This window comes from Sphingomonas sp. TZW2008 (genome assembly GCF_002117915.1).
Taxonomy (GTDB): Bacteria; Pseudomonadota; Alphaproteobacteria; order Sphingomonadales; family Sphingomonadaceae; genus Sphingomonas.
Genome location: NZ_BDJB01000011.1, coordinates 140,716 through 165,900 on the forward strand (window position 1 = coordinate 140,716; position 25,185 = coordinate 165,900).

Consider the following 25,185-nt stretch of genomic DNA (forward strand, 5'->3'; position numbering starts at 1 on the left):
CGTGTGGCTCACTGATAGCGCGACAGTCGGTCGAACCCCTCGTTCGCCTTGGTCATCTTGGCGAGCTTGCGCAGGAAGGCGCGGACGTGGCGATCGAAGCGATCGTCGTCGTGCACGCCGCGCCAGTGATAGTCATCGCGGTCGAGCAGCGCGCGCATCGCGGCGGCGAACGTCGCCTGATCGCGGGTGGTGTCGGTCGCGGTCAGTAGCGTCGCAACCATCTCCTCGGCCGATGCCTTGTCGCTGTCGTCCGCCTCGCGCCGGCCGCCGCGCGCGGCGACGGCCTGCTCGGCGCGCGCCGCGACGATGCGACGGTCGAGCCATCGCCGCACCGCTGCCGCATCCCACGGCGCGGCAGCGTTTGCGGGTGCCATCTTCGTCGTCATGTCGCCTTGCGCTCCCGCCGTTGCCCGCCATGCACCCGCTTTTCGTCATGCAGCGGCGGCGTATAGGTGGGCGCGATGAAGACCTTAGTCGATCCCGACCGCGCGCTCGTCAACGGGCTGGCGGCGATTCGCCGTGAATTTCAGGTGCCCGCGTCGTTTCCGCCGGCCGTGCTCGCCGCCGCCGAGGCTGCGGTGCGCCGCCCGCCGGCGGAACACGTCGATCGGCTGGACGTACCGTTCGTCACGCTCGATCCCGCCACCTCGACCGATCTCGACCAGGCGTTCTGGATCGAGCCGAGCAATGGCGACCTGCTGCTGCGCTACGCCATCGCCGATGTCGCGTGGTTCGTGACGCCTGGCGACGCGATCGACGCGGAGGCGTGGCAGCGCGGCGAGACGATGTATTTGCCCGACGGCAAGGCTGGGCTCTACCCCCCGATCATCGGCGAGCGCGCCGCGAGCCTACTGCCGGGCGATCCGCGACCCGCGGTGGTGTTCGCCGTCCGCGTCGCGCCCGACGGTGCGGCGACGCTCGACGGCGTCGAGCGCGCGATGATCCGCAGCCGCGCAAAGCTCGCTTATGCGACGGTGCAGCCACGCGACCTGCCGCCGACCTTCGAGGAGCTTGCGCGCCGTATCGCCGCGGCCGAGGCGCGGCGTGGCGCCTCGCGCGTCGATCCGCCCGAGCAACAGGTCGCAGCGGATGCGGACGGCGGGTTCACGCTGTCGTTCCGCCCGCGGCTCGCGTCCGAGGATCGCAACGCCGCGCTGTCGCTCGCGACCAATCTCGCCGTGGCAGACTTGCTGCTCGCACATCGCACCGGACTGTTCCGCACGATGCCCGAGCCCGATGCGAGCGCCGTCGCGCGGCTGCGCGCGATCGCGGCAGCGACCGGGATCGACTGGCCGGCCGATCTGTCGCTGCGCGCGTTCGAGCGCGGGCTCTCGCCCACCGGTGCGGCCGACGCGGCGATGATGACCGCGATCCGCCGCGCGGGATCGGGCGCGAGCTACACGCCGTTCCGCCCCGGCGAGACGCCGTGGCACGCGGCGATGGGCGCGACGTACGCTCATGCCACGGCGCCGCTGCGGCGCCTTGCCGACCGCTACGTGGTGATGGCCGCGCTCGCGCTCGCCAACGGCCGGGCGGTGCCCGAGCCGATCGCGGCGGCGTTCGAGACGCTGCCGCCCGTCATGGCCCGCGCGGGCGCACGGCAGGGGCAGATCGATCGCGCGGTGCTCGATCTCGCCGAGGCGGCGATGCTGCGTCCCCGGATCGGCGAGACGTTCCGCGCGGTCGTCATCGACGCCGATCGCGGCCGCGCGCGCATCCAGCTGTGCGATCTTCCGGTACTCGCCCGTGTCGCGGCCGAGGATGTCGCCGCCGGCGACCCGATCACGGTCCGCCTCACGCGCGCCGATCCCGACGCCCGGCGGATCGACTTCGAACCGGTTCCGGCTGCGTGACAACGCGAAACGGATAAGTTTTGACAGTGCGCCGAGCCAGCCCTTATCCCCGCGCATAAGCCCGGCGAGCGGCCGGCGGTGCGGGGATCGCAGATCCGGCCAAGCGCGGCAGCGCGTGCGGTGCGGTCTGGTCGGCGCCTGTCGCCGCATCGTTCCCGCGCGATCGACGATCCTGGTGGATGGATGACCGATATGGATACGCCCGCGGCGCCCGAAGCCTTTCGCCTGGCGCGCGTGTCGCGCGCGCGCACCGTGCGGCGCGACAAGCGGCCGCGCTGGGCGGAGCTCGCGGCGCAGGCGGCGTTCGTAGTGTTGATGATCCTGTGCCTGTCGGGGCCGTGGGCGGCGGGCGAAGCCGATCCCGCGCTCGCGCAGCTGCGGCAGATCGGTTACCTCGCGGTCCTCGCCACGACGATCGTCGCGCTCCGTCCGTGGCGTAACCCGCAGGCGCTGCTCGTCGTGCCATGGCCGCTGCTTCTCTCGCTCGGCTGGTGCTGGTTCAGCTTGAGCTGGGCCTTGTACCCGGGTGCCGGCTTGCGGCGGCTGGTACTGACGACGATCGTCGCCTGGTCGCTGCTCGCTTTGGTGCGGGAGATCGCGGTCAGCCGCCTCCTCAACATCCTCCACGTCCTGCTCGCGCTACTGCTCGTCGCCAACTATTTCGCCGTGTTCCTATTTCCGGCGACTGGGCTCGATCCAGACGTCTATGAAGGCGTCACCAACACGTGGCGCGGGGTGATGGGGCAGAAGAACTTCGTCGGCTTTGCCTGCGCGATGACGGCAATCGTGTTCACCATTGGCGCCGGCTTCCCCGCGTGGAATACGCCGCAAGGGCGCCCGCTGCTGATCGTCCGGATCGTCGTCGTGCTCGCCGCGGTGAATTTCCTGATCCAAAGCCAGTCCAAGACGTCGATGGGTATCGGCGTATTCGCGATCCTCGTCGGCGCGCTGTTCACCTATCTCGCGACGGTGAAGGGGCAGCGGCGGCTCGCTGCTCCCGGGTGGGCGTGGATCGCCATCGTGCCGTTCGCGATCGTCTGCCTGGGCATGGCGATCGATGCGACGCCCTATCTCGAGATGGTCAGCGATCCTGCCGCCTTCACCGGCCGGACGCAGATCTGGACGGGGTTGATCAAGGCCTATGTCGATCAGCCGCTGCTCGGCGTCGGTTACGGCTCGCTGTGGGACGTCGGCCCCGACGGTCCGATGAAGATGTATGCGGAAAAGTGGGCGGGCGAGGTGTCGCAGGGGCACAACGGCTATCTCGACATGCTCGTCCAGGTCGGCGCGATCGGCCTTTTGTTGATCCTGTTCGCTACGCTCGTCTGGCCGCTGCAGCGCCTGCTGCGCGGCGGCGATCATCCCGCGCGCGTGCTGGGCGCGGCGATGCTGTTCTTCAGCCTCGGCCACAACTTCACCGAATCCTCGCTGTTCGATCGCGACCTGCAGGGGCAGGTGTTCCTGATGATCGCGATCGCCTTGCTGTGGAAGACGACCGCGGCGGTTGCGGGAGATACGCGCCGGCCGGCGTGACGCCGCGCACGTCGGCCTACCAGAACGTCAGCTGCTTGGCCGCCGCAGTGAAAATCAACGCGAACAGTGCCGCGATCGCAAGACTCTGCGGATCGCGTGCGGCGAACACGACCGGATCGTCGTGCACCTCGCCGCGATGCGTCTTCATCCACAATCGCGTGACCCAGTAGAGCATCGTCGGCGGCATCAGCCATAGCCAGACGGACGCGGGATAGAGCCGCTCGGTTGACTGGCTCTCGACGTAGAGCGCGAGCACCAGCACGCTGACGAGCCCGCTGCCGGTGCCGACGCCGATCAGCACCGGCAGGTCCGCCGGCGTGTAGCCGCGCCCCGCCAGCATGTCGCCGTCCCCGCCGCCCTCGCCGGTGCCGGCAGCGCGCAGCTCGGTGCAGCGTTTCACCACCGCGAGGCTGAGGAAGATGAACATCGAGAACGCGAGCAGCCAGAAAGACGGCTTGATCCCCGTCGCCGCCGCGCCGGCGATGATGCGTATGGTGTAGAGCCCGGCGAGCAGAATGACGTCGAGCACCACCTGCTGCTTGAGCCGGATCGAATAGGCGAGCGTGATGGCGAGATACAGACCGGTGACCGCGGCGAAGACAGGCGGCAGCACGAGGCAAAGCGCGATAGCCGCGACGAGCAGCAGGACGGCAAGCCGGATGCCGGCGGCAATCGACAGGGCGCCGGATGCGAAGGGCCGGTGCCGCTTGCGCGCGTGGCGGCGATCGGCCTCGAGATCGAGCAGATCGTTGACGCCGTAACCGAACGACGCTGCGGCGCAGATCGCGACGAAGGCGAGCGTCGCCCTCGTGAGCAGGTCCATATTGGTGATCTGCTGCGCGGCAAGCAGGGGAACGAAGACGAGCAGGTTCTTGAGCCACTGATGCGGCCGCAGCGCCAGTGCATAGGCCGCCCACGCCGAGCCGTCGGTTGCCAACCGGTCGACGGCGTCCCGCCCCGCGGCGGCGCGGCGGTGCAGGCGCCCGTCGTTCGATGCCACGATCACGCGCCGCGCGTGGCGCCATACCGGCAGATCGGCGTAATCGTTGCCAACATAATCGAACCCGCCCTCGCCGAACCGCTCCACCAGCCGCGCCGCCTTGGCCTCCGCCGACAGGTTCGTCGCCGCGTCGCTGCTCAACACCTCGTCGAACACACCCAGATGGTCGGCGATCGCCGACGCGATCTGCGGTGCGGCGGCCGTCGCCAAGACGATCGGTCGCCCCTCCGCGCGCGCTTCGTCGATCAATGCCAGCACGTCGCGGCGATAGGGTAGGTGCGCGGCTTCGAAGCGGATGCGATCAGCGATCCAGTGCTTCGTCGCTGCTTTCCCCTGGAACAGCCGCGCGGTTGTACGAGCGAAGGCGATCGGCGCGGTGCGCAGCAGGAGCATCGCCGATTCATGCAGCATGTCGGTGCGCACCAGCGTGCCGTCGAGATCGACGCACAGCGGAATCGGACCTGGCGTTGGCGCGGCGGTAGTCGGCACTCAAGGCTCCAGCGGCAAAGGAGGGGGCGGGGCTCGGTTTGGCGGCTTACCGGGCGATGCTGTAAGCCAATACTACCCGCTTACGTTGCCTGGCGGACGACAAGCAGTTCGTGCGCATAAGGGCCCATCGATCGCGCCGCGCGGTGGATCACCGTGCCGCCTGCCTGCTCGACCCATGCGCGTACCTCCTCGATCGGACGATAGCGGATCCACTGGCGCGCCATGACGAGGTCGTGGAGGCGATTCCATCCGGCCTTCAGCAGCGGCCGATCGGCCATGTCTTTGTAGATCAGCACGCCGCCGGGCGCGACGTGCGCCAGCGCCTGCTCGACCACCGTGCGCTGGCCGTCGACGGGAATGTGGTGCAGCACGTCGACGATGCTGACCGCGTCGAACGGCCTCGCCGGCCACGCTTCCTCGACCGCGCTGTAGCGGAAGTCGATGCGCTCGTCGCCGAAATGCTCAAGCGCCATCTGCTGCGCGGCGGCGATCGCACCGCGGCTCGCGTCGAAACCGATCGCCGTGATCTGCGGCCGCGCCTGCGCGACGAGGCCGAGGAACAGCCCCGCGCCGCACCCGATATCCAGCATCCGGCCGCGCTCGGGCACCCAAGGCAGTAGCGCCTCGAAAGGGCAGATAAACGGCCGCAGGCTCTGCAGCGCGCGCGGTGCGGGTGACGCGTTGCGATACAGGTCGCGGGCGACTGCGGCGATCGCCGCCGGTCGATCTAGGTCGGTGCGCATTGCTATCCCCCAATCCCTATCGTCGTACCACCGGGGGGCGTCGGCGCAAAGGCCGGGGGCCGGTCTAGCGCGCGGAGTAGATGACGTAACCGCGCAGGCGCCGTGCGACGACGAGGCCGTGGCGCTGCGCCAGCCGCCGGAAGAACCCGTCCGCGTCGACCGTCTCGGGCCGCTCGACCAGCATAGCCTGCGGCGGCGGCAGTCGCGGCGCGAGCACGCGCCAGTCCTCGGTCGCGGTCGCCGCGATCATTGCCGCGCCGCGACCGGCGGGCGTCATCGCGGCGTGGAGCGAAATCGTCGGCACCGCAAGGCGGTCGCGCACCAGCGCGGTGCCGATCCACCAGCCGCGGCCGCCGGCGGCGCGCACCCGCGCCATCGCGTCCGCCGCCGCGCGCGTCTCGTCCTTGCCGTGACGATCGGACACGTGGAACACCGCGGTGGACAACAGCATCGTCGCAGCGATAAGCAGCGCCGCGAGCCGCGTTGCGCGTGCGCGCGCCTCGACCATGCCGATCGCGACGACGAGCAGCAGCATCGGGCTGGCAAAGGCGATATGGCGGCCGACGACGCGAAACCCGATCGCGATCCCGCCGATCGCGACGCCGAGAATCGAAACGACGGTTACCGCTAGCACCGACGCCACGAGCCGCCGATGCGACGAGCGCAACGCCTGCGCCGTCAGAACCGCGGCGCCGATCGCCAGCGCAGACAGCGCCGCCCATTGCCAGCCGGCGATCGCGCCGATCCCTGCTTGGCGCAACGCGTCGCGATCGGGCGCCAGCCCCGCGCCGCCGAGCACCTCGATCGCGCCGTAAATAAGTGTCGCGGCGCTAGTCTTGTTGCCGAGCTCGGGGGTCGCGCCCTTTGCCATGCTGTACAGCACGAGCCCGGCGAGCAGCGCGGCAAGCGCGACGCAGATAACGATCAGCAGGATATGCCGCCGCAGCAGCCCGGGCACCAGCGGCATCACGCGTCGCCCGGCGAGCACGGTGGCGCCGATCACCGCGGCGATGACGAGCGGCGCCGCCACCGGCGACGCAGCGAAGCTGACGAGCCCGCCGAGCACCAGCCAAAGGAGCGCGGCATCCGCCGCCCGCGGTTCGTCTGCCGAGCGTCCGGCCCAGGCTAGGGCGAGCAGCAGGAACGTCGCTCCCATCATCAGCATGACATAGGGGCGGGCCTCGTTGAGATAGGCCCAGGTGAAGCAGCTGATCAGCAGCAGCGCGCACCACGCGAACCGCACCGGACGCGCGAGCGCTTCGCTACGCAGGATAGCTGCCACAGTGCCGGCTAGGAACACGGCGTTGAGACTGCGCAGCGCCGCTTCCTCCACCCCAAACAGGCGGCTCCACAGGAAGATCAGGAAATGGTACGCCGGCAGTTGGCCGTCCGAATTGTCGATCGCGAGGAACCGGGTGATCCAAGCGGGCAGATTGGCGGCGCGCGCGTAGCTCCACGTGCCAAGTTCATCCATCCAATAGGCCTGACGGTCGATCGCGAGCAGCGCGACGAGCAGCGCCAGCGCTATCCCGCCAATCGTGATGATCGCCGCGCGCGGACGGGCGGCTCGCGCGTGAATGATCATTGAAGTCCCAGAGTTGCGTGACGGGTGTGCGCTACCAGACACGGCGGGGGACGGAAAGTCGGGGGCGGGCCGGCGCCGAAGCGTCAGCGCGGTTGCAGCTTCGCGCGCGCCTCAGCGCCGGGCGTAAGGATTGTTGAGGTTGGGGATCCACCCGACCTTGGGCCCCTCACGCGTTGCGCCGGCATCCTTGGGGCGGGGCGCGATCGCGGCCTTGGCGCGCGCGGCTTCGGGATCGATCTGCTCGGCGAACTGGAGGCCGGCGGTGCCGTCGCGGACCCAGCTTACCGTTGCGCCGACTGCGGCGAGCGCGCCGACCGACACGAGCACCGTCGCGCCGACGCGCAGATCACCGGCCTGATCGATCCGCGCACCGCCGCTCGACAGGTCGCGGATGCGATGCTGCGTCGCCGGCCCCCCGCCGAACCGCTCGATTGTCGCGTTAAGCATCACGCGCTGGCGGGGCGCGCGGGGCAGGCGGCCAGCATCGGCGCCGGGGTTCGGATCGTCGCGGTCGATCATCGCCGTCTCTATCTGGATCGCCGCTGCCGAGGTGGCAAGGCTTGCCGCCCAATCAGAAGTGGCGCGCGATGCCGACGTAGATCTCCGCGTCCGGCGCATCGGCATCGAGCGCGAGATTGGCGCCGACATCGAGCTGCAGATCGTCGGTGGGTTTCCAGTCGAACGACACGGCGCCGAGCCACTGTGTCGCGCGCTGTGTCGGATCGCGGTCACGCAGACCCTGCACCTCGACCGTCGTCTCGACCGCGTCGCTCAACACGACGTCGAGCCCTATCGTCCCGCTGTAGGCGGCGTGTCGGCCGTGCCCGTCGGCATCCGGCGCGGCGTCCGCCTCGCCGGTGAATTCGAGCTTGAGCGCGTCGCTAATGTCGTAGCTGACGGGAACGAGGATGCCTGCACCCCAATCGCCGGCGCCGATCGGCGCGCTCCCGATCGGCACGGTCACGAACGGCTGCACCGCGATCGAGAAGCCGCTGCCGTCCGGATTGGCGAGATTGGCCTTGAAGCCGAGATAGGCGTCGCCGACGCCGCTTTCGCGCGTCACGACGGCCGACGCGGCATCGCGCGTACGCTGGTGGCCGAACGGCGCCCAGCCGATTATCGCCTCGCTCGTTTCGCTCAGTCCGATGCGTAGCTGCGTCTCGGCGAGGGTGATGAGATCGTCGCGCACGCCGCCGGTATCGTCGCTCTGCCAGTCGGCGATGCCTAGCTCGACCGAGACGCGGCCGGGCGCCATGGTGCACGCCGGCGTGCCCAGACCGGGGCGCGCCGCACAGTAATCGCGCTCCTGCGCGCGTGCCGGCGCCGCGGCGCACCACGCCAGCAGGATCGCGAGCGCGCCGCCTGCTATCGACCATCGGTTCGTCACGGCGCGTCACCCCTACGTCAGCCGGCGAGCGCCATGGCGCGCGCGAGATGATCGTCGCTCGTCCCCAGCATCCCCTCGATCACCGTCGCGCGCTTGAAATAATGCCCGACGGCGAGTTCCTCGGTCATTCCCATGCCGCCGTGCAGCTGCACGCCGTTCTGGCCGACGAAGCGGCAGGCGTCGCCCACCAGCACCTTGGCGCCCGACACCGCGCGCGCGCGCTCGGCCGCGGGCGCATCGAGCATCATCGTCGCGCGATAGGTGGCGGACGTCGCCATCTCTATCTTCATGAACATGTCGACCATTCGGTGCTGCACCGCCTGGAAGTCGCCGATCGGCTGGCCGAACTGACGCCGCTCGCGCGTGTAGGCGATCGTATCGTCGAGGATGCGGCGCATCACGCCGAGCGCCTCGGCGCACGCTGCGGCGATGGTCGCGTCGGCGGCGGCCTCGATGGCGGGCAGCGCGCCGCCCTCGTTGCCGAGCAGCGTGTCACTTGGCACGCGCACGCCGTCGAGCCTGAGATCGGCGGCGCGGCGCCCGTCGATCGTGCGATAGGCGTGGATCGACAGCCCGGCGGCATCGGGCGCGACCGCGAACAGCGACGGCCCGGCGGGCGTCGACGCGCTGACCAGCAACATGGTGGCCCAGGGCGCCGCGACGATCGCCGCCTTGGCGCCGTTGAGCCGCCAATCGTCACCGTCGCGCGTGGCGGTCGTCGCGCGCGGCGCACCGGCCAGCCGCATGCCGGCCTCATGGCCCGCAAAGACGACGATCTGCGTGCCGGCGGCGATCCCGCTTAGCAGCTCCTTCGCGCGTGCACCGCTGGCCGCGCGCAGCAGTGAGGCGGCGGTCACCGCCGTCTCGGCAAACGGTTCGCCGACCAGCGCCACGCCCAATTCATGCATCACGACGAACACGTCGAACGGGTCGGGCGCGTCGGCGGCGCCGAGGCTTAGCACGCCGAGCCGCTCGGCCAGATCGCGCCACAGCGCGGGATCACGCCCCGTGTCGCCCGCGACCGAAGCCTGCCGCGCGGCGAAACCGTGTCGATCGCGCAGATAGCTGCCGAGCGAGGCGCGCAGCTGCTCCTGTTCGGCGGTGAAGGTGAAATCCATGGCGCCGCGCCTCCCTTGTCGCGCGTGATGTGGTCCGCTGCGTCGAGCGGAACGGATCAGACGATACGGTGCTCGTTCACCCAGAAGAGCGGTGAATTGGCGAGATCGATGAACCGCGCCTCATCCTCGAGCAGCCGCCGCCCCGCCTCGCGCGCCTCAGCGCTTGCCCCGGTCGCGACGATATCCTCGACGCTGTCGAAGTGCAGCTCGGCGACGCCGTCGTACGGCGGCACGACGCACGCGCGGGCGTCCGCCGTCGCGGCGAGACGCGGATCGTCGAAACTGTGACTCTGCACATAGCCGCGGATCCGCAGCACCTCGGCAAAGGAGGCGACGAGCGGCGCGTGATGGTCACGCCAATAAGCCTGGAAATCGGCACGGGTCATGCCCTCGCGCCGACGCAGGCAGAAGATCAGCTTGATCATCGCATTCCCCCTCGGATGCCGTTCATCGCGACAGCGCGGCGTTGGCGCGATCGAGCGCGCGCCACACGATCGTTTTCTGGATCTCGGTCGCGCCGCCGTAGATCGTCTGCGCACGCTCGAAGAGGTAGGAGGCGGTGCGCGGCACGGCGAACGGCGCCGCCTCGGGCACGGTGTCGCGCCAGCCCGGCTGCGATCGATCCGCCACCGCGATGCGATCGCCGCCGGCGAGCTCGACCCACAATTCGGTGATTTCCTGCGCGAGCTCGGTACACGCGATCTTGAGCGCGGATACCGCCGCGGGCGCCGCTTCGCCGCACAGCACGCGCAACACCGACAGCTCGACCGCGTCGAGCCGCAGCTCCGCCAGCGCGACGCGGCGCGCGAACAGCGGCTCGTCCGCCATCGTACCGGCGAACGCGCCGGGCAGCGTCGCGGCGACGCGGCGCAGCTCGGCCAAATCGGCGCGCTTGCGGCCGACATGGGCGTAGGACACGCGCTCGGCCGATAGCAGCACGTTGGCATAGTGCCAGCCCTTGCCCGCCTCGCCGATCATGTTCTTCGCCGGCACGCGCACCTGGTCGAACTCGACGCGATTGAGCTCGTGCGAGCCGTCGATGGTGATGATCGGATGGACGGTAATTCCCGGCGACCGCATGTCGGCGCAGATCATCGAGATGCCGTCCTGCTTGCGCGGGCATTTTTCGGTGCGCACCAGGCAGAAGATCCAGTCCGCCCAATGCGCGCCCGACGTCCAGATCTTGGTGCCGTCGAGGATGTAATCGTCGCCGTCGCGTACCGCGCTCATCCGCAACGAGGCGAGGTCGGAGCCGGACTCGGGTTCCGAATAGCCCTGCGCCCACATCGCGCGCGATTCCAGGATGTCGGGCAACCAGTGCGCCTGCTGCTCGGGCGTGCCGAACGCGCAGATGATCGGGCCGATGTAGACGACCGCCATCGGAATGATCGACGGTGCGCCGGCGAGCTCCAGCTCCTGCTCGAACAGGTAGCGCTGCACCGGCGTCCACCCCGGCCCGCCATGTTCGGCCGGCCAGCCGACGCCGAGCCAGCCCTTGGCGTTCAATGCCTGCTGCGAGCGGACGTGGTCTGCACGCGACAGCTTCCGCCCGTCGCGCAGCAGCGCCAGGATGTCCTGCGGATATTCCTCGGCGAAGAAACGGCGGACGTCGGCGGCGAACGCCTGCTCGTCAGGGGATAGCGTCATGTCCATGGCCGTTCGTCCTCCGCCCCTGCCGCAACGTCAATTGTCACATCCGATACCGTCACCATGCCGGGCCTAACCACCGGGGATTGAATCGCGGCCGGCACCGCGGACGAACATCAGTCCGATTTGCCCGATCACGAGCAGCAGGATGATGCTCGCGAACCCGCCCTGCTGGCTCTGCGTCACGCGGGTTCCGATGTTGACGAGCGCCGGCGCGAGCCACGCGGTGGCGACGCCCGACAAGGCGTAGACGCCGAAGAATGCGCCCGTCTGGCTCGGCGGGGCGAGCCGCGTCAGCGCGGTGCGGCTGGAGGCATATTGCGCGGTAATGAAGATCGCGTTGTTGAACCCGATCAGCAGGTAGATGAGCGAGGGCCAGGTGCGGTAAACCGGTCCGTCCCACAGCGGCGGATGCGCCGCGGCGTCGTACGCCCAGAAATACAGGATCCGATCGGGCGCCATGCCGAGCAGCGCGACGAGGCCGACGATCGTCATTGCGATCTCGACGCGCAGCGCGTTGCGCGGCCCCATCCGCTCGTCGAGGATCCGGCCGACGAAGCCGCCCGCCACCGCGACGATGCTCAGGATGATGCCGGTGATGAGCAGGTCGAGCGCGCCCCAGCCCATCACGCCCGCGGCGAGCACGCCGAAGAAGAACAGCACGCCGTTCATCCCGTCGAAGAAGAACATCCGCGCGCCGAGGAAGATCGCAGCGTCGCGATAGTTGCCCACCGTGCGCACCATCGCGACGAGATCGCGCACCCCTTCACGCAGCGCGCGCGGCACCGGCACGCCGGTGCGCGGCGCATCGGGGGTGAGGAGGAACAGCGGCAGCGCGCCGACCGTGAGTAGCGCCGCGGCGAGCAGTGCGACGACGCGTTCGGGCTCGTGCATCGCGGGGTTCATGCCGAGCAGCGGTGCTTCGGGCACCCACCACCAGTCGACCTTGCCTGGCAGCGCGAAGGCCCAGGCGGTGAAGCCGAGCGCCAGCACCGACGCCGCATTGCCGAGCGACAGCGCGAGCCCCGAGGCGGCGTGTGCACTGCGTAGCCCGGCGGCGCGGATCAGCATCGAATTGTGGAGCACCTCCGACCAGGCGAACAGGACATTGACGGCGAGCGCAATCGTCATCGTCGCCGCGACGGTGAGCCCGACGCTGCCCGGTGCGGCGAACCACAGAGCGGCGATCAGCGGCACCATCAGCGCCACGCTCGCCGCCAACCATGGTTTGCGCGGCCCGATCTTGTCGATCGACGCGCCGAGGATCGGCGCGGTCGCCATGACGATCCAGCCGGCATATTGCTGGAAACGCGAGATCAGCTCCTGCCCGCGCACCGGATCGCCGACCATCGTCGCCGACACGTAGGGCATGAAGATGTAGATCGTGATGAGGATCACATAGGGGTCGCGTCCGCCCTCGAAGATCGACCAGGCGACGCCGCCGCGGTTGAGCCGCGCATCACCTGCCTCGCCCGACGCGATCGGCGGGGCGACGACAGAAGCGGGGCCAAGGACGTCGACGGGGGTCGGTACGGTCAAGCGCGTGATCCTCTCATGCGCGCGCAGCCTCCTGCCGGGCCGCGTCGCGACGCCATCGTGGCGCACTCCGTGGGCGAGCGCCAGCGCCTGCGTCTAGCGGCGCGGATCGGCGTCGCAACGTCGCCCCCTCCGACAGAAGCGACAGTATCGTTACCCCTTGTTTACGCAACATCTTCTACGCAGGGCGCCATGTTCCGCGCGACACACGATTGGGCCCGGCTGCGTGCCGACGATCGCCCGGATCCGCCTGTCACCGCGCCGCGCCGCCCCGCCGGCCGGCCGCTCGCGTTCGTGCTGCTCGGCCTCGCCGTGTTCGCCGCGAGCATGCTGGGCCTCGCGTCGCGGCACGCCTTTTCGGTATCCTTCTGGCCGGCGAACGCGGTGCTCGTCGGGCTCGCGCTGCGCGATCGGCGGCTGTTCTCGCTGCCGGGCTATGCGGCGGCGGCCATCGGCTTCGTCGCGGCGGACCTCGTGTTCGGCCGGCCGCTGACGCTCGCGCTGTTCTTCGCCGCGACCAACGTCGTCAGCGCGCTCGTCGCCGCGCTGCTCCTCGCGCGCCTGTCCGCGGCCGATCTCAGCCTGCGCCGCTCGCACGCGGTGCTGCGCATCCTCGCCTGCCTGCTGCCCGGCAGCATCGCCGCCGGATTGTGCGGCGCGCTGCTCGTCCGGATCGAGTTCGGCGGGTCGATGATCCAGGCGCTGCAGACCTGGCCGGCAAGCGAGCTCGTCAACTACATGGTCGTCCTGCCCGCGCTGCTGACCGTCCGACCCGGCTGGATCGCGCGCGCGCGCCTCCACAGCGTCGCCGACCTGTGCCCCGCGCTGCTGCTCGCCGCCTCGTGCGCCGCGGCCGTGCTGTTCGACGGGCCGGGCAGCATCGTCTTCCCCGTGCCCGCGCTGCTGTGGTGCGCACTGACCTATTTGGTGCCGGTCACCGCGGTGATGACGACGGCGTTCGGCACCTTTTATCTGACGATGATCGGGCTCGGCCTGATTGACATCGGCCAGGACATGGCGGTCCCGCATATGGTGGTGTCCGTCCGCGTCACCGTCGCGTTCCTGGTGCTTATCCCGCTGACCATCGGCAGCGCAGTGGCGGTGCGCGACGATCTGATGCGCCAGCTGCGCCACGCCGCAGATCACGACGGGCTGACGGGGCTGCTCAATCGTCGCGCGTTCGAGATCGACCTGCAGGCACGGCTCGCCGCCGCGCGCGACGGCCGCACGGGGCTCGCGATCCTGTGGCTCGACGTCGATCGCTTCAAGGCGATCAACGATCGCTTCGGCCACCTCGCCGGCGATGCGGTGCTGCGCGGCTTCGCGACGACGCTGCGCGGCTGCTGCCCGCCCGATGCGGTAGTGGGTCGGCTCGGCGGCGAGGAGTTCGGGCTGGTGATCGACGTCGAGGACGCGCGCGCGGCGGAGGATGCGGCGGAACGGCTGCGCGCCGCGATCGCCGATCGGCCGGCGATCTGGGGCGGCGCGCCGATCGCGGCGACGGCGAGCATCGGCGCGTGCTACCTGCCCGCCGGGCGCCGCGCCGCGCCTGATCTGCTCCACCGCCTTGATCAGGCGCTGTATCGCGCCAAGGACGGTGGGCGCGACCGGATTGAATGGTGCGTCGCCAGCGATCGGCCGAACGCGGCGCCGAGCCCGGCAGCCGCCATGCCCCTGACGTGCGCCGCGTGAGGCCGCGTCAGGCCGCCTTCGGCTCGACGAACCCGGCCCAGTTGCGCATGTAGTCGACGAACAGCGGACTCAGCCCCTCGTCGAGCAGATGCTGCGCGCTGACGGGCGTCGGCGGCGAGGTGTAGTTCGGGTCAGCGGCGACGCGCTTGGGGAAATCGTGGCGCAGGATCGCGGCGCGGCCGATGACGACGAAGTCGCAGCCAGCATCGATCGCCGCCGCGGCGTCCGCCGCGCTCATGATCTTGCCCGCCGCGCCGAGCCGCACGTCGCCGCGGGGCAGATCGGTGAAGAAGCTCATCAGCGACCGGCCCTTGTGCTCGTCCTCGTGCGGCTCCTTCGCCGCGTCCCACAGCGACATGTCGAGGAAGTCGATCTTGCCGTCTGCCAGCAGTCGCGCGGCGACGTCGCGGATCTCGAGCAGCTTCAATCCGAAGCGCTCGGGCGACAGGCGCACGCCGATCTGGAAATCGGGGCGGCACGCCGCGCGGATGCCGTCGACGATCTCGAACACGATGCGCGCGCGGTTCTCCAGGCTGCCGCCATAGCGATCGTCGCGCCGGTTGATCTCGGGCGAGAGGAATTGCGCGAGGATATAGCCGTGCGCGCCGTGCACCTCGACGCCGTCGAACCCGGCCTGGTCCGCACGCCGTGCCGCGGCGATGAAATCGTCGCGCACCTGCTCGACCTCGGCGAGCGTCAGCCCGCGCGCGCCCGTTTCGGGATCGTCCGACGGGCAGACCGGCGTGCCGACCAGCTCGGCGGGCGAGCGATTGCCGGCGTGGTGCAATTGCAGTGACGAGATCGAGCCTTCGGCACGAATTGTGTCGGCGAGCCGCGTCAGCCCTTCCAGATGCTCGTCGCCGAACGCGCCGATCTGCCCGGCGAAGCCCTGTCCCACCGCCTGCACGTGCGCCGCGGCGGTCATCGTCACCGCGAAGCCGCCGGTCGCGCGCATCGTCAGCCAGCGATGCTCCTCGTCCGACAGCCGCCCGTCGGGATGGCTCTGCTGGTTGGTCAGCGGCGCCAGCATGAAACGGTTCTTCATCGCGGGGCCGCGCGTGAGGGCGAGCGGCTCGAACAGCGTGTCGACGGGCATGGGTGTCTCCGAATCGTCGTTGAAGGAGGCGGCGCTGCTTCGGCTATTTCGCCTGCCGCAGCGCGGTGCCGAGTTCGGCCGACTTGGCATCGCGCAGCGCGCCGCACAGCCGGATGTTCTCCAGCGTGCGCTCGTAATCAAGCACGCCGTTGCCGTCGGCACGGATGCGCGCGCCGATCGCGGCGTCGATCTGCGCCGCGCGGTCGACGCCGCACTGCGTCGCGAAGGCGCGCGCGACGCGCCCGGCAAAAATCCCGTTCGCGCTGCCCAGCACCTTGTCGATATTGGCGATGAACCAATCGCCGGTCATTGTCGCCGTTCCCGGCGCCAGCGCGAGCCGCTGGATGAGGTTGGCGCGATCGAGCGTGCGCAGCCGCGGATCGTTGAGCGCCAGCGCCCAGGTCGCGATCGCCGGCTGGCCGCTGTCCGCCACCGCGGCGAAGGCCGCGTCGCGCATTACCGGCTCCTCGCTGGCGAGCCCCGCCTCCATGATCCGCTTCGCCGCGGGGAGGCCGCCCTGCTGCACCACCGCGCCGAAGCCGTCGCCGAGATAGGTCGCGTCCAGCGCCGCCTTGTCGCCGCCGAGGTAGCGTTCCGCCGCCGCGGCGAGCTTCGCCAGCAGCGCCCTGTCCTCCGCCTCGCCCGCCAGCAGCGCGACGGTGTCGGCGCGCAGCTTTTGCCGGTCGGGGTCGTCGCCAGCATGGGCGCCCGCCGCGGGATCGAAGCCGAGCGCGGCGAGCCGCGGCGCGTAGGTGCGATCGAGGAAGGCGCGATAGGCCGGCAGCGCGGCAGCGGGGATCAGCCCGCGGCTGTGCATCCCGGCGAGCCGCTGCCCGCCGTCGAGCGCGGCGTTCGAATCGGCGTTGCCCGCCATCGCCACCGTGCCCGCGAGCACGCGCGCCGCGTCCGTGCGGCCGGCGCGGAACGAGGCCCACAGGCTGTCGCTCGCCGCGATTGCCTCTGCCCCCGAGAGCTGCGCGAAGCCGACGATCAGCCGGTCCCAGTCCGCCGCCGGCATGTCGAACCGGTAATAGCCGTTGCCGCCCGCATTGGGCATCAGCGCGGCATTGCCCGCCGGCACGTCGATCGTCGCGGTCGCGCCGTCGATCAGCTGGCAGCTGCGCGCCTCGCCGACGCGGTAGCAGAACGGCACCGTCCAGCGCGTCGGCTGCGGCGCCTGGCCGATGAAGGTGTAGCGCGATTGCGTTGCAACCATCCTGCCGCCCTGCCGGGTGAGCGAGATCAGCGGCACGCCCTGCTGGTCGACGAAGCTCTGCATCGCCGTCACCACACGCGGGTCCTGCGCCGCATCGGCGAGGCTCTTGAAGAAGTCCGCCGTCGCCGCGCTGCCATAGGCGTGGCGCTTGAGGTGGAGGCGTACGCCATCGCGGAACTTCTCGTCGCCGAGATACGCCGCGATCATCGCGATGACATGACCGCCCTTGCCGTAGGTGATACCGTCGAACGCTGAATCGATCTTTGCATTTTCGCGGATCGGCTCGTGGATCGGGCGCCCGACGGTGAGCGAATCGGTGTTCATCGCCGAGAAGCCCTCTTCGAGGCCGCCGACGCCGATGTTGAGCTCGGGCCGCCACTCGCCGCCGATGCGAAAGCCCATCCAGTTCGCGAAGCTCTCGTTCAGCCACAGATCGTCCCACCACACGGGCGAGACGAGATCGCCGAACCACTGGTGCGCGAGCTCGTGTGCGACGACCATGCCGAACAGCTTCTTCTGCGACACCGGCGCATCGGGGGCGAGCGCGATAATTCCGTCGCCGTAGATGTCGGCGCCGGCATTCTCCATCGCGCCGGGCATGATCGGCGAGCCAATCTGATCGAGCTTGGGGAAGGGGAAGGGCGCACCGAAATATTTCTCGAGCAGGCTGACGATGCGCGGCGTCTCCGCCATCACATAGCCGGTCTTGTCCCTCTGCGCCTGCGTCAGCACCGCGCCGAGCGGCAGCGGCTGGGTGCGCTCGGGCGTCGGCGGGACGGTGCCCGTCGCGTGGACGAACGGCCCCGTCACCAGCGCGACGAGATACGTCGGCAGCGGGCGGGTGGCGGCGAACTGGTGCTTCTCGAGCGCGCCGTCGGGCGTCACGCCGGTTTCGGGCGCGTTGCTCACCGCCTTGCTGCCGCGATCGGTGGTGATCGAGACGGTGAATGGCGTCTTGAAGCCAGGCTCGTCGAAACTCGGGAAGGCGGCGCGCGCGTCGATCGATTCGAACTGCGTCCAGCTATACCATTGCTCGCCCACCTTGACGCGGTAGAGCCCCGACGCGCTGTCGCCGAAGCTGCCGGTCCAGTCGAACACCAGCGTCACCGCGCCGGCAGGCAGTTCCTGCGCGAAATCGAGCCGCGCGGTGCCCGTCTTGTCGACCTGCGTGAAGGTCGCCGGGATCATCCGGCCGCCGACGCGCGCCGACGCCTTCACCGCCAGATCGCGACCGTGGAGGTAGAGCCGGCGCGTCGCGGCCTTCAGCGCGACGTCGATCTCGCCACGGCCGGAAAAGCCGGTCTTCGCCGGCTGGATCGTGAAGTCGAGCCGATACGCCTTGGGCATCGCGGCATCCGACAACCGGCCCTTGGGTGCAGCGGGATCAGCGACGATGGCGTTCGCGCGCGGGGCGGGGGCATTCTGCGCGCCGGCGGCGGTGCCGACGAAGGAAAGGGCGGTCGCAAGCAGGAAGGCGCGCATGGAAGCTCCGTGATCGTACGGTCGCAGGGGTTAGGCCGGTGCGCCGGCAGCGACAAGCGTCGCGCGTGGGGTGCCGTTATCCCGCCGACCGCAGCGGCGTTGCCGCCCCGTCGCCGACCACCGTAGTCCAAGGCATGACGCGCCAGCCAGTGACGATCCCCTCGATGACATAGGGATCGGCCGCCGCGAACGCCGCGGCGCTCGCCGCACCGTCGAACAGCAGTAGCGAAAACGACACCGGATCGCCGACCGCGCCGCCCAGGATCAGCCGCCCCGCCGCCGCCGCCTCCCACGCGAGCGCGAGATGCGCGTCGCGAAAGGCGCCGCGCCGCGCGAGGTAATCGGGTGCCAGATCGTAGTGGAGGAGGAAGTGGGCCATGCTGCGCTATTACCCGACCATGCCGCCGAACGCTTGCCTCATGCCTTGGGCGCGCGGGCGACCACCGCCTGCGCGGTGCGCAGCCGTGCCTTCCACGTTTTCACCGAAGGATGGCCCGCCGCGATGTCGGCCAGCTTGCCCTCGATCTGCGCGATCTCGCGTCGCGCAGCGTCGAGTTCGGCCGGGGTCGGTGGCGGCTGGATGTTGGCGCGCGCATGTGCACCGGTGCGGCCCTTGCTCTTGCTCATCGCGCGTCCTCGTGCGCCGGGAAGCCGGGGCGGTCAACGCCGCAGGCGATGGTTGCCCCGCCCGGCATTTGCGCCCAGCATGGCGCGAAAAGAGACGGTAGGAGCGGCAATGCAGAATTATTCGTCGCACGACGCGCTGGGCCTCGCACAGCTGGTGCGGACGCGAGCCGTTTCCGCCACCGAACTCGTCGACGCCGCGATCGCGCGGACCGAGGCGCTCGACGGTACGATCAACGCGGTCGTTCATCGCGATTTCGACGGCGCACGGGCGGCTGCTGCGGGGCGGCTGCCCGATGGACCGTTCGCGGGCGTGCCGTTCCTGGTCAAGGATTTCGGCATCGCCGTTGAGGGCTGGCGCAATACCAGCGGCAGCCGCTTCTGCGCCGACGTGATCGATGCCGAGGATAGCGGCCTCGCGCGGCGTTACCGCGAGACCGGCGTCGTCATGCTCGGCCGCGGCGCGTCGTCCGAATACGGCATCATCGGCAATGTCGAGACGTCGCTGTTCGGGGCGACGCGCAACCCGTGGGATCCGGGGCATATTGCGGGCGGCTCGTCGGGCGGGTCGGCGGCGGCGGTCGCAGCGGGGATCGTGCCGATGGCACATGCCTCCGATGGGCTCGGCTCGATCCGGATCCCCGCCGCGTGCTGCGGCCTCGTCGGCATGAAGCCGACGCGCGACCGCGTGTCCAACCTGCCCGACGGCTTCGACTATGCGATGGGCTTCTGCGTCGACCATGTGGTGACGCGCAGCGTGCGCGACAGTGCCGCGATGCTCGACGCGACCGGCATTCCCGAGCCCGGATCGCCCTATGCCCTCCCGGCGAAGGACGGCAGCTATCTCGACGACGTCGCGCGCGGGCCGGGGCGGCTGCGTATCGGCTGGTCGCCCGAGACGCCGACCGGCAATCCGATCGATCCCGAAGTCGCCGCCGTGCTCGCGCATACCGCCCAGACGCTCGCCGCGCTCGGCCACGACGTGCGCGAGGAGAGCCTGGGCGCCGACCATCGCGCGATCGCGCGGGCGCGGGCGCCCGTTTCCGCCGCCAATTTCGCCGCCGGCATGCGGCGCGTGATCGATTGCGTCGGCCGCGAGCCGCGCGAGGACGAGCTTGAACCGATGACCTGGGCCGCGTTGCAGGGCGCGCGCCAGGTTACGGGCGAACAGGCGTTCTGGGGTTATCAGGAACTGCGTAAGCTGACGCGCGGGGTGCTGCAGCGCTTCGCGCCCTATGACGTATATCTGACGCCGGTGATGAGCATGCCGCCGCCGCCGATCGGGTTCAGCGATCCCGCGACTGTCACCCCGCGCGAGATCGGCAAGCGGCAGATCGCGCTCTATCCCTTCGCCGCCTTGTTCAACTTCACCGGCCAGCCGTCGCTGTCGCTGCCACTGGGGATGAGCGCGGGCGGGCTGCCGATCGGCATGATGTTCACCGCGCGCTATGCCGACGAGGGAACGCTGTACCGGCTCGCCGGGCAACTCGAGAAGGAGCTGCCCTGGGCGCAGCGCCGGCCGCAGGTGTGGGCATGAGCGAATGGCGCAACTGGTCGGGCAGCGTCGTCGCGCATCCCGCCGCGATCGCCCGCCCGCGCAACGAGGCCGAGCTTGCGGCAGTCGTGCGCGACGCGCGGCAGGTGCGCGTGACGGGGGCGGGGCATTCGTTCATGCCGCTATGCGAGACGACGGGCACGCTGGTGTCGCTCGACGACATGGACGGCGAGCTGACCGTCGCGCCCGATCGCCATACGGTCGACGCGCCGGCGGGCTGGAGCCTCAAGCGGTTGACGGAGGCGCTGTGGGCGCAAGGGCTGTCGCTGCCAAACCAGGGTGACGTCAATCCGCAGTCGCTCGGCGGCGCGCTCGCCACCGGCACGCACGGCACGGGGCGTGATCTCGGGTCGCTCGCGACGCTGGCGCAGGCGTTTCGCCTCGTGCTGGCGGACGGCAGCATCGTCGATTGCGACGCGGCGACCACGCCCGATCTGTTTCAGGCGCAACGCCTGTCGCTCGGCCTCACCGGCATCGCGACGCGCGTGCAAATCGCGGTGCTGCCCGCGCTGCACCTCGAGGAGCGGATCGAGCGCCGGCCGCTCGCCGAGGTGCTTGATCGGATCGCCGATCTCGCGCTGGCGACGCGGCACATGGAATTCTTCCTCTTCCCCTATGCCGACAGCGTCACCTTCAAGACGCTGCATCCCACCACCCCCGCCGATCTTTCGCAAGAGGAGGGCAGCGATCGTGTGTTCCAGGCGTGCTGCGATCTCGCCGCCGCCGCGCCGCGCACGGTGCCGATGATCCAGCGCGTGATCTCGCGCATCGGCAGCCCGACGCAGCGCGTCGGCCCGGCGTGGCGCATCTTCCCGTCGGATCGCAACGTGCGGTTCGAGGAGATGGAATACGAACTGCCCGTCGCCAACGCGGTCGCCGCGCTGCGCGAGGCGCTGGCGCTGCTGCGCCGCCGCCGGATGCCGCTGATCTTCCCGTTCGAGTTCCGAATGGTCGCTGGCGACGACATCTGGCTGTCGCCGTTCCACGCCGGCCCGTGCGCGTCGATCTCGGTCCACCAATACGCGCCGATGGAGTGGCGGCCGCACTTTGCCGAGCTCGAAGCGGTGTTCCGCGCGCATGGCGGGCGCCCGCACTGGGCGAAGCGCCACACGCTGACGAGCAGCGACGTGTGCCGACTGTATCCCAAGGCGGAGGCGTTCGGCGCAGTCCGCCGTCAGGTCGATCCGGAGGCAAAGTTCATGAACGACCACCTGCGCCAGCTATTCGATTTCTCGCTGTGACGGTGACGTACAGCGAGCGTCTGCACGGCGCGCTGATCGGCCAGCCGGGGTCGCGCGAGCTGCTCAACACGCCGGCGCTGATCCTCGATCGCGACGCGTTCGACCGCAACGTCGATCGCATGGCCCGGTTCGCACGGACGCACGGCCTTGCGCTGCGCCCCCATGCCAAGTCGCACAAGAGCGCCGACATCGCGCGCGCGCAACGCGCGGCGGGGGCGGTAGGGCTGTGTTGCGCCAAGCTGGGCGAGGCAGAGGCACTCGCGGACGAGGGGATCGACGGCCTGCACCTTACGTCGCCCATCGTTACCGCGCCGACGATCGCGCGGCTCGCGGCGCTGGCGCGGCGAACGTCGTGGCTCAGCATCGTGGCGGATCATCCCGACCCGGTCGACGCGCTTGCCATCGCCGCGGCGGGCGGACCGCCGATTACCGTTCTCGTCGATATCGACCCAGGCATCCACCGCACCGGCGTCGCCTCGCCCGAGGCGGCGGTCGCGCTGGCGCAGCGGATCGCTGAGAGGCCGTCGCTGCGCTACGGCGGGGTGCAATTCTACTGCGGCGCGCAGCAGCATGTCGCAGGCTTCGCCGACCGGCACGCCGCGATCGCCGAACGTACCGCCTATCTCACCACCTGCCTCGACGCGCTGGCGGCAGCGGGCCTTTCGCCGCCGGTGGTGACGGGCGCGGGCACGGGAAGCCACGCAATCGACGCCGAACTCGGTGTGCTTACCGAACTACAGGTCGGCTCGTACATCTTCATGGACCGCGAATATGCCGATTGCGACATCGACGGCAGCGGCACGCCGCCGTTCGAGACCGCGCTGATGGTCGACGCGCGCGTCATCAGCGCCAATGCGGCCGGGATGGTGACGATCGATGCGGGATTGAAGGCGTTCGCGACCGAGGCCGGCGCCCCGCCCGTCATCGCCGGGGCGCAGGCGCGCTACCGCTTCATGGGCGACGAGCAGGGCGCGCTGATCGGTAGCGGATTGCCAGAACTGGGTCGCCGCGTAACGATGGCGACGCCGCACTGCGATCCCACCGTCAACCTATACGACGCCTATCACGTGGTCAGCGGTGACACGCTCCTCGCGATCTGGCCGGTGACGGCGCGGGGGCGCTCGGCGTAAGCCGACGAATAACGCCTTTCAGTGGCGGAACCGCTCCTTGCGCTGCGCCATCTGGTCCGCGCCGATGCTGTCGACGACCTGCTCGTACTGCGCGTCGGTGAAGCCGGCGGCGCGAAAGCGCTCCACTTCGCGACCCTCGACGACATAGCCGTGATGCCAGCTCAGCACCGCGATCCGGCGCAGTGCCTCGAGCCGCTCGTCCGCCAGCCGCGGATTGGGGCGCATGCCGAAGACGGTGCCGAGCGCGGTCGAGAGCCGGCCGGGCGTGCGCAGCGAGGACAGCCGATCGTTCTTCGCCAATGCGACCACCAACCATTCGAGCGAGGTCAGCGTGCCGGGGGCGGCCGGCGCGTTCGGCGCGATCGTGTGAGCGACCTGGCCGCCGACGGCGTCCCCTTCGGCAAAGGCAAGATAGGCCATGCGGATACCCTTTCGTTCGGCGGCCATCGCGCCGCGCAGCGGCACCCGACCGGGTGGCGGCGTTCACGAGCCTGTCCGCGTCGCCCGCAAAGGCAGCGGGCGGCACGGCGTCTCGCGCGACGCTGCGTTGAGCTTGCCGCGCGTTACCGGGCGGCAGGTGACGAAGCGAAGATGCCGACTTGCTGTGCGATCATCTTCTATACCAAACGGTATAGAAGCGGAGGGCGAACCCGTCAATCGTTATTCGTACCAAGCGGTATTTATTTCCCTGCAGCCGGCTCAGCGGCTCGGCCACACTGCCATGCTGGTATCGCTCAGCCGCTCGAGATGTGCGCGCGAAGCGCCTGATCTCGCCTGGATCGCTATGCCCTGCCGCAGCGCATAAAGGTAGCTCGTCAGCCCGCCGGATCGACGTTCGCGGGCAGATCGCCGTCGCGACGCGCCTGTTCGAAGCGCTCGACCAACAGCGCCTGCAACGAGGCGCGCCGTGCGATCACGTCGGTCCGGATCGACTCGGCTTCGGCGCCGCGCGCCACCGAATTGATGATCCCCATGCAGCCCTTCGGATCGCAATTGCTGGTCTGCGCTTCGAGCGCGCCGCGCATCTAATATTCCGCCACTGTCCGCCGTTATCCAAGTCATGGATACGCGGCGCTCGGCATCAGCGCGACGGCAGCGCGGCAGGTTCGGCGTTAGCGGCCGGGCGACGCGGCCGCGTGCGGCGTCGCGCTGCACCGCGCGCGTCGCACGTCTCACGAAGCCCACCCGCAACGAACGCGATCAGCCGCTCCTTGGCGTCCGCCATGTCATAGTCGGCGCAATTCCCGCCTGCCACCGGCACCGGCCGCCTGGTGCCGCACAGCGTGATCATCAGCGCGCCCGACATGAAGTGGCAGCCCCACAGTATGTCTTCGTTGTTACAGCCGGGCAGCGCCTTCTTCAGCAAGCGTATCAGCCGCAGCATGACGGGATCGAAATGCGCGTCAATCACCGCCTCACCGGGCGACCGCGGCTCGCTCATCCGCGCGCCCAGCGCCCCGAAATGACGCCAGCCGCGGTCGCTGCACGACGAGCCGTCAGCGTCGGTATCGAGATAGGCGTGGAGGATGCCCTCGAGCGTCAGGTCGCCCGCGTGATCGCGCTCATAGGCGAGCAGCGTGGCCATGCGCCGTTCGCTGGTGATCGGCGTGCGCTGTGCGACGACAGCGTCGAACAGGTCCTGCTTGTCGCGGAAATAATAGCGCAGCAGCGAATTGTGGACGCCGACATGCTCGGCGACGTCCTTGAGCATGACGTGTTCGGGGCCGCGCTGCGAGAAGAGCTCCTCCGCCGCATCGAGGATCCGGTCCATCGTCGCGGTGTGGTGCTTCGCCTTAGGATCGTGCGGCACGGATTTCGTGTCGGTCTTGGTCATGTCGGCCCCGCTCACGTTGGATAACGATAGCTGTCGTTGACATGCCAGGAGGGCGTCGGGATGCGCGTCGCGGGCGGATCTCTGGTGCGGCGCTAGGGCGCCCGCATGGTTCGGGCGTTCCCTGCGCCGCGATCGGCCGCAGGGTGCCACGTACCCGTCGGAGGCCCGAACAAACCTCCTGCTGAAGGCTGCCGGCCGGCCCGTCGAAACGGACCGGCCGACACGCGATCAGAATTTGAAGCCAGCGGCGATGCCGTAGCGGCGTGGCTCCAACGTGAAGATATTGGTGAACAAGCCCGACGACTGGTCGGTGAGGTACAGGCCGGTCGTCGCGTTATTGTCGAACACGTTCTGCACGAAGCCGCGGACGAACCAGCGCTCGTCCATGCCGTTGAGCTGGATCTGCGCGTTGACCTGCTCGTAG

At 69.8% G+C, this 25,185-nt stretch carries 24 protein-coding genes; 6 read left to right on the forward strand and 18 right to left on the reverse strand.

The genetic code is table 11. The annotated features are described in order from the left end of the window. Nucleotides 1-8 precede the first annotated feature (8 nt). The gene (locus B7L05_RS14130) at nt 9-386 is read right to left on the reverse strand and encodes a hypothetical protein (protein ID WP_256926752.1); all 378 of its coding nucleotides are present in this window, start codon (nt 384-386) and stop codon (nt 9-11) included. A 75-nt stretch (nt 387-461) separates the two neighbouring features. Between B7L05_RS14130 and B7L05_RS14135 the strand changes: the two genes are divergently transcribed. After that, nucleotides 462-1,853, forward strand: coding sequence for an RNB domain-containing ribonuclease (locus B7L05_RS14135; RefSeq protein ID WP_085810924.1), 1,392 nt, complete (start codon nt 462-464; stop codon nt 1,851-1,853). 192 nt (nt 1,854-2,045) lie between these two features. Further along, the gene (locus B7L05_RS14140) at nt 2,046-3,386 is read left to right on the forward strand and encodes an O-antigen ligase (protein WP_144037302.1); all 1,341 of its coding nucleotides are present in this window, start codon (nt 2,046-2,048) and stop codon (nt 3,384-3,386) included. A 16-nt stretch (nt 3,387-3,402) separates the two neighbouring features. Here B7L05_RS14140 and B7L05_RS14145 read toward each other — a convergent pair whose 3' ends face one another. From B7L05_RS14145 to B7L05_RS14185, 9 genes are all read right to left on the reverse strand, one after another. Next, nucleotides 3,403-4,875: a UbiA family prenyltransferase gene (locus tag B7L05_RS14145; RefSeq protein WP_085810926.1), complete on the reverse strand. Its 1,473-nt coding sequence runs from the start codon at nt 4,873-4,875 to the stop codon at nt 3,403-3,405. Nucleotides 4,876-4,955: 80 nt separating this feature from the next. Next, nucleotides 4,956-5,618: a bifunctional 2-polyprenyl-6-hydroxyphenol methylase/3-demethylubiquinol 3-O-methyltransferase UbiG gene (locus tag B7L05_RS14150; protein ID WP_085810927.1), complete on the reverse strand. Its 663-nt coding sequence runs from the start codon at nt 5,616-5,618 to the stop codon at nt 4,956-4,958. A 64-nt stretch (nt 5,619-5,682) separates the two neighbouring features. Next, on the reverse strand, nt 5,683-7,203 hold the full coding sequence (locus B7L05_RS14155) for a hypothetical protein (protein ID WP_085810928.1): 1,521 nt from the start codon (nt 7,201-7,203) through the stop codon (nt 5,683-5,685). Between the two features lie 111 nt (nt 7,204-7,314). Beyond that, on the reverse strand, nt 7,315-7,722 hold the full coding sequence (locus B7L05_RS14160; protein ID WP_179187230.1) for a PilZ domain-containing protein: 408 nt from the start codon (nt 7,720-7,722) through the stop codon (nt 7,315-7,317). A gap of 52 nt (nt 7,723-7,774) precedes the next feature. After that, entirely contained in the window at nt 7,775-8,590 is an 816-nt protein-coding gene (locus B7L05_RS14165; protein WP_085810930.1) for a transporter, read from the reverse strand. 17 nt (nt 8,591-8,607) lie between these two features. Further along, the gene (locus tag B7L05_RS14170; protein ID WP_085810931.1) at nt 8,608-9,708 is read right to left on the reverse strand and encodes an acyl-CoA dehydrogenase family protein; all 1,101 of its coding nucleotides are present in this window, start codon (nt 9,706-9,708) and stop codon (nt 8,608-8,610) included. Nucleotides 9,709-9,764: 56 nt separating this feature from the next. Next, nucleotides 9,765-10,133, reverse strand: coding sequence for an EthD domain-containing protein (locus tag B7L05_RS14175; protein WP_085810932.1), 369 nt, complete (start codon nt 10,131-10,133; stop codon nt 9,765-9,767). Between the two features lie 22 nt (nt 10,134-10,155). Then, the gene (locus B7L05_RS14180) at nt 10,156-11,355 is read right to left on the reverse strand and encodes an acyl-CoA dehydrogenase family protein (RefSeq protein WP_218776029.1); all 1,200 of its coding nucleotides are present in this window, start codon (nt 11,353-11,355) and stop codon (nt 10,156-10,158) included. A 72-nt stretch (nt 11,356-11,427) separates the two neighbouring features. Next, the gene (locus tag B7L05_RS14185) at nt 11,428-12,894 is read right to left on the reverse strand and encodes an MFS transporter (protein ID WP_256926754.1); all 1,467 of its coding nucleotides are present in this window, start codon (nt 12,892-12,894) and stop codon (nt 11,428-11,430) included. A gap of 189 nt (nt 12,895-13,083) precedes the next feature. Between B7L05_RS14185 and B7L05_RS14190 the strand changes: the two genes are divergently transcribed. Beyond that, entirely contained in the window at nt 13,084-14,583 is a 1,500-nt protein-coding gene (locus B7L05_RS14190) for a GGDEF domain-containing protein (RefSeq protein ID WP_085810934.1), read from the forward strand. 7 nt (nt 14,584-14,590) lie between these two features. On the opposite strand, the gene B7L05_RS14195 is transcribed toward B7L05_RS14190, so the two are convergent. From B7L05_RS14195 to B7L05_RS14210, 4 genes are all read right to left on the reverse strand, one after another. Then, on the reverse strand, nt 14,591-15,679 hold the full coding sequence (locus tag B7L05_RS14195; RefSeq protein WP_085810935.1) for an NADH:flavin oxidoreductase: 1,089 nt from the start codon (nt 15,677-15,679) through the stop codon (nt 14,591-14,593). Between the two features lie 43 nt (nt 15,680-15,722). Further along, complete coding sequence (locus B7L05_RS14200; RefSeq protein ID WP_085810936.1) at nt 15,723-18,377, reverse strand: M1 family metallopeptidase; 2,655 nt, start codon at nt 18,375-18,377, stop codon at nt 15,723-15,725. A 76-nt stretch (nt 18,378-18,453) separates the two neighbouring features. Beyond that, nucleotides 18,454-18,756, reverse strand: coding sequence for a YciI-like protein (locus B7L05_RS14205; protein WP_085810937.1), 303 nt, complete (start codon nt 18,754-18,756; stop codon nt 18,454-18,456). A gap of 38 nt (nt 18,757-18,794) precedes the next feature. Further along, nucleotides 18,795-19,004, reverse strand: coding sequence for a hypothetical protein (locus B7L05_RS14210; protein ID WP_085810938.1), 210 nt, complete (start codon nt 19,002-19,004; stop codon nt 18,795-18,797). Between the two features lie 109 nt (nt 19,005-19,113). Between B7L05_RS14210 and B7L05_RS14215 the strand changes: the two genes are divergently transcribed. Genes B7L05_RS14215 through B7L05_RS14225 form a run of 3 tightly spaced genes read left to right on the forward strand, consistent with a single transcriptional unit; the run spans nt 19,114 to nt 22,927 of the window. Beyond that, nucleotides 19,114-20,538 carry an amidase gene (locus B7L05_RS14215; protein WP_085810939.1) on the forward strand — a complete coding sequence of 475 codons (1,425 nt, stop codon included), beginning with the start codon at nt 19,114-19,116 and terminating at the stop codon, nt 20,536-20,538. Further along, a complete protein-coding gene (locus tag B7L05_RS14220) occupies nt 20,535-21,797 on the forward strand; it encodes a D-arabinono-1,4-lactone oxidase (RefSeq protein ID WP_085810961.1) in 1,263 nt (420 codons plus the stop codon). Before B7L05_RS14215 ends, B7L05_RS14220 begins: the two co-directional genes overlap by 4 nt. Next, entirely contained in the window at nt 21,794-22,927 is a 1,134-nt protein-coding gene (locus B7L05_RS14225) for a DSD1 family PLP-dependent enzyme (RefSeq protein WP_256926755.1), read from the forward strand. The genes B7L05_RS14220 and B7L05_RS14225 overlap by 4 nt, the downstream gene beginning before the upstream one ends. A gap of 18 nt (nt 22,928-22,945) precedes the next feature. Here the strand turns inward: B7L05_RS14225 and B7L05_RS14230 are convergent, their stop codons facing one another. The 4 genes from B7L05_RS14230 to B7L05_RS14245 form a co-directional block, all read right to left on the reverse strand. Further along, complete coding sequence (locus tag B7L05_RS14230; RefSeq protein WP_256926756.1) at nt 22,946-23,374, reverse strand: hypothetical protein; 429 nt, start codon at nt 23,372-23,374, stop codon at nt 22,946-22,948. Between the two features lie 368 nt (nt 23,375-23,742). Then, nucleotides 23,743-23,952 (reverse strand): hypothetical protein, encoded by a 210-nt coding sequence (locus B7L05_RS14235; protein ID WP_085810940.1) that lies wholly within the window; start codon nt 23,950-23,952, stop codon nt 23,743-23,745. A gap of 56 nt (nt 23,953-24,008) precedes the next feature. Beyond that, nucleotides 24,009-24,761, reverse strand: coding sequence for a TetR/AcrR family transcriptional regulator (locus tag B7L05_RS14240; RefSeq protein ID WP_218776030.1), 753 nt, complete (start codon nt 24,759-24,761; stop codon nt 24,009-24,011). A 228-nt stretch (nt 24,762-24,989) separates the two neighbouring features. Further along, on the reverse strand, nt 24,990-25,185 hold a 196-nt coding region (locus B7L05_RS14245), incomplete at its 5' end, for a hypothetical protein (protein ID WP_144037303.1).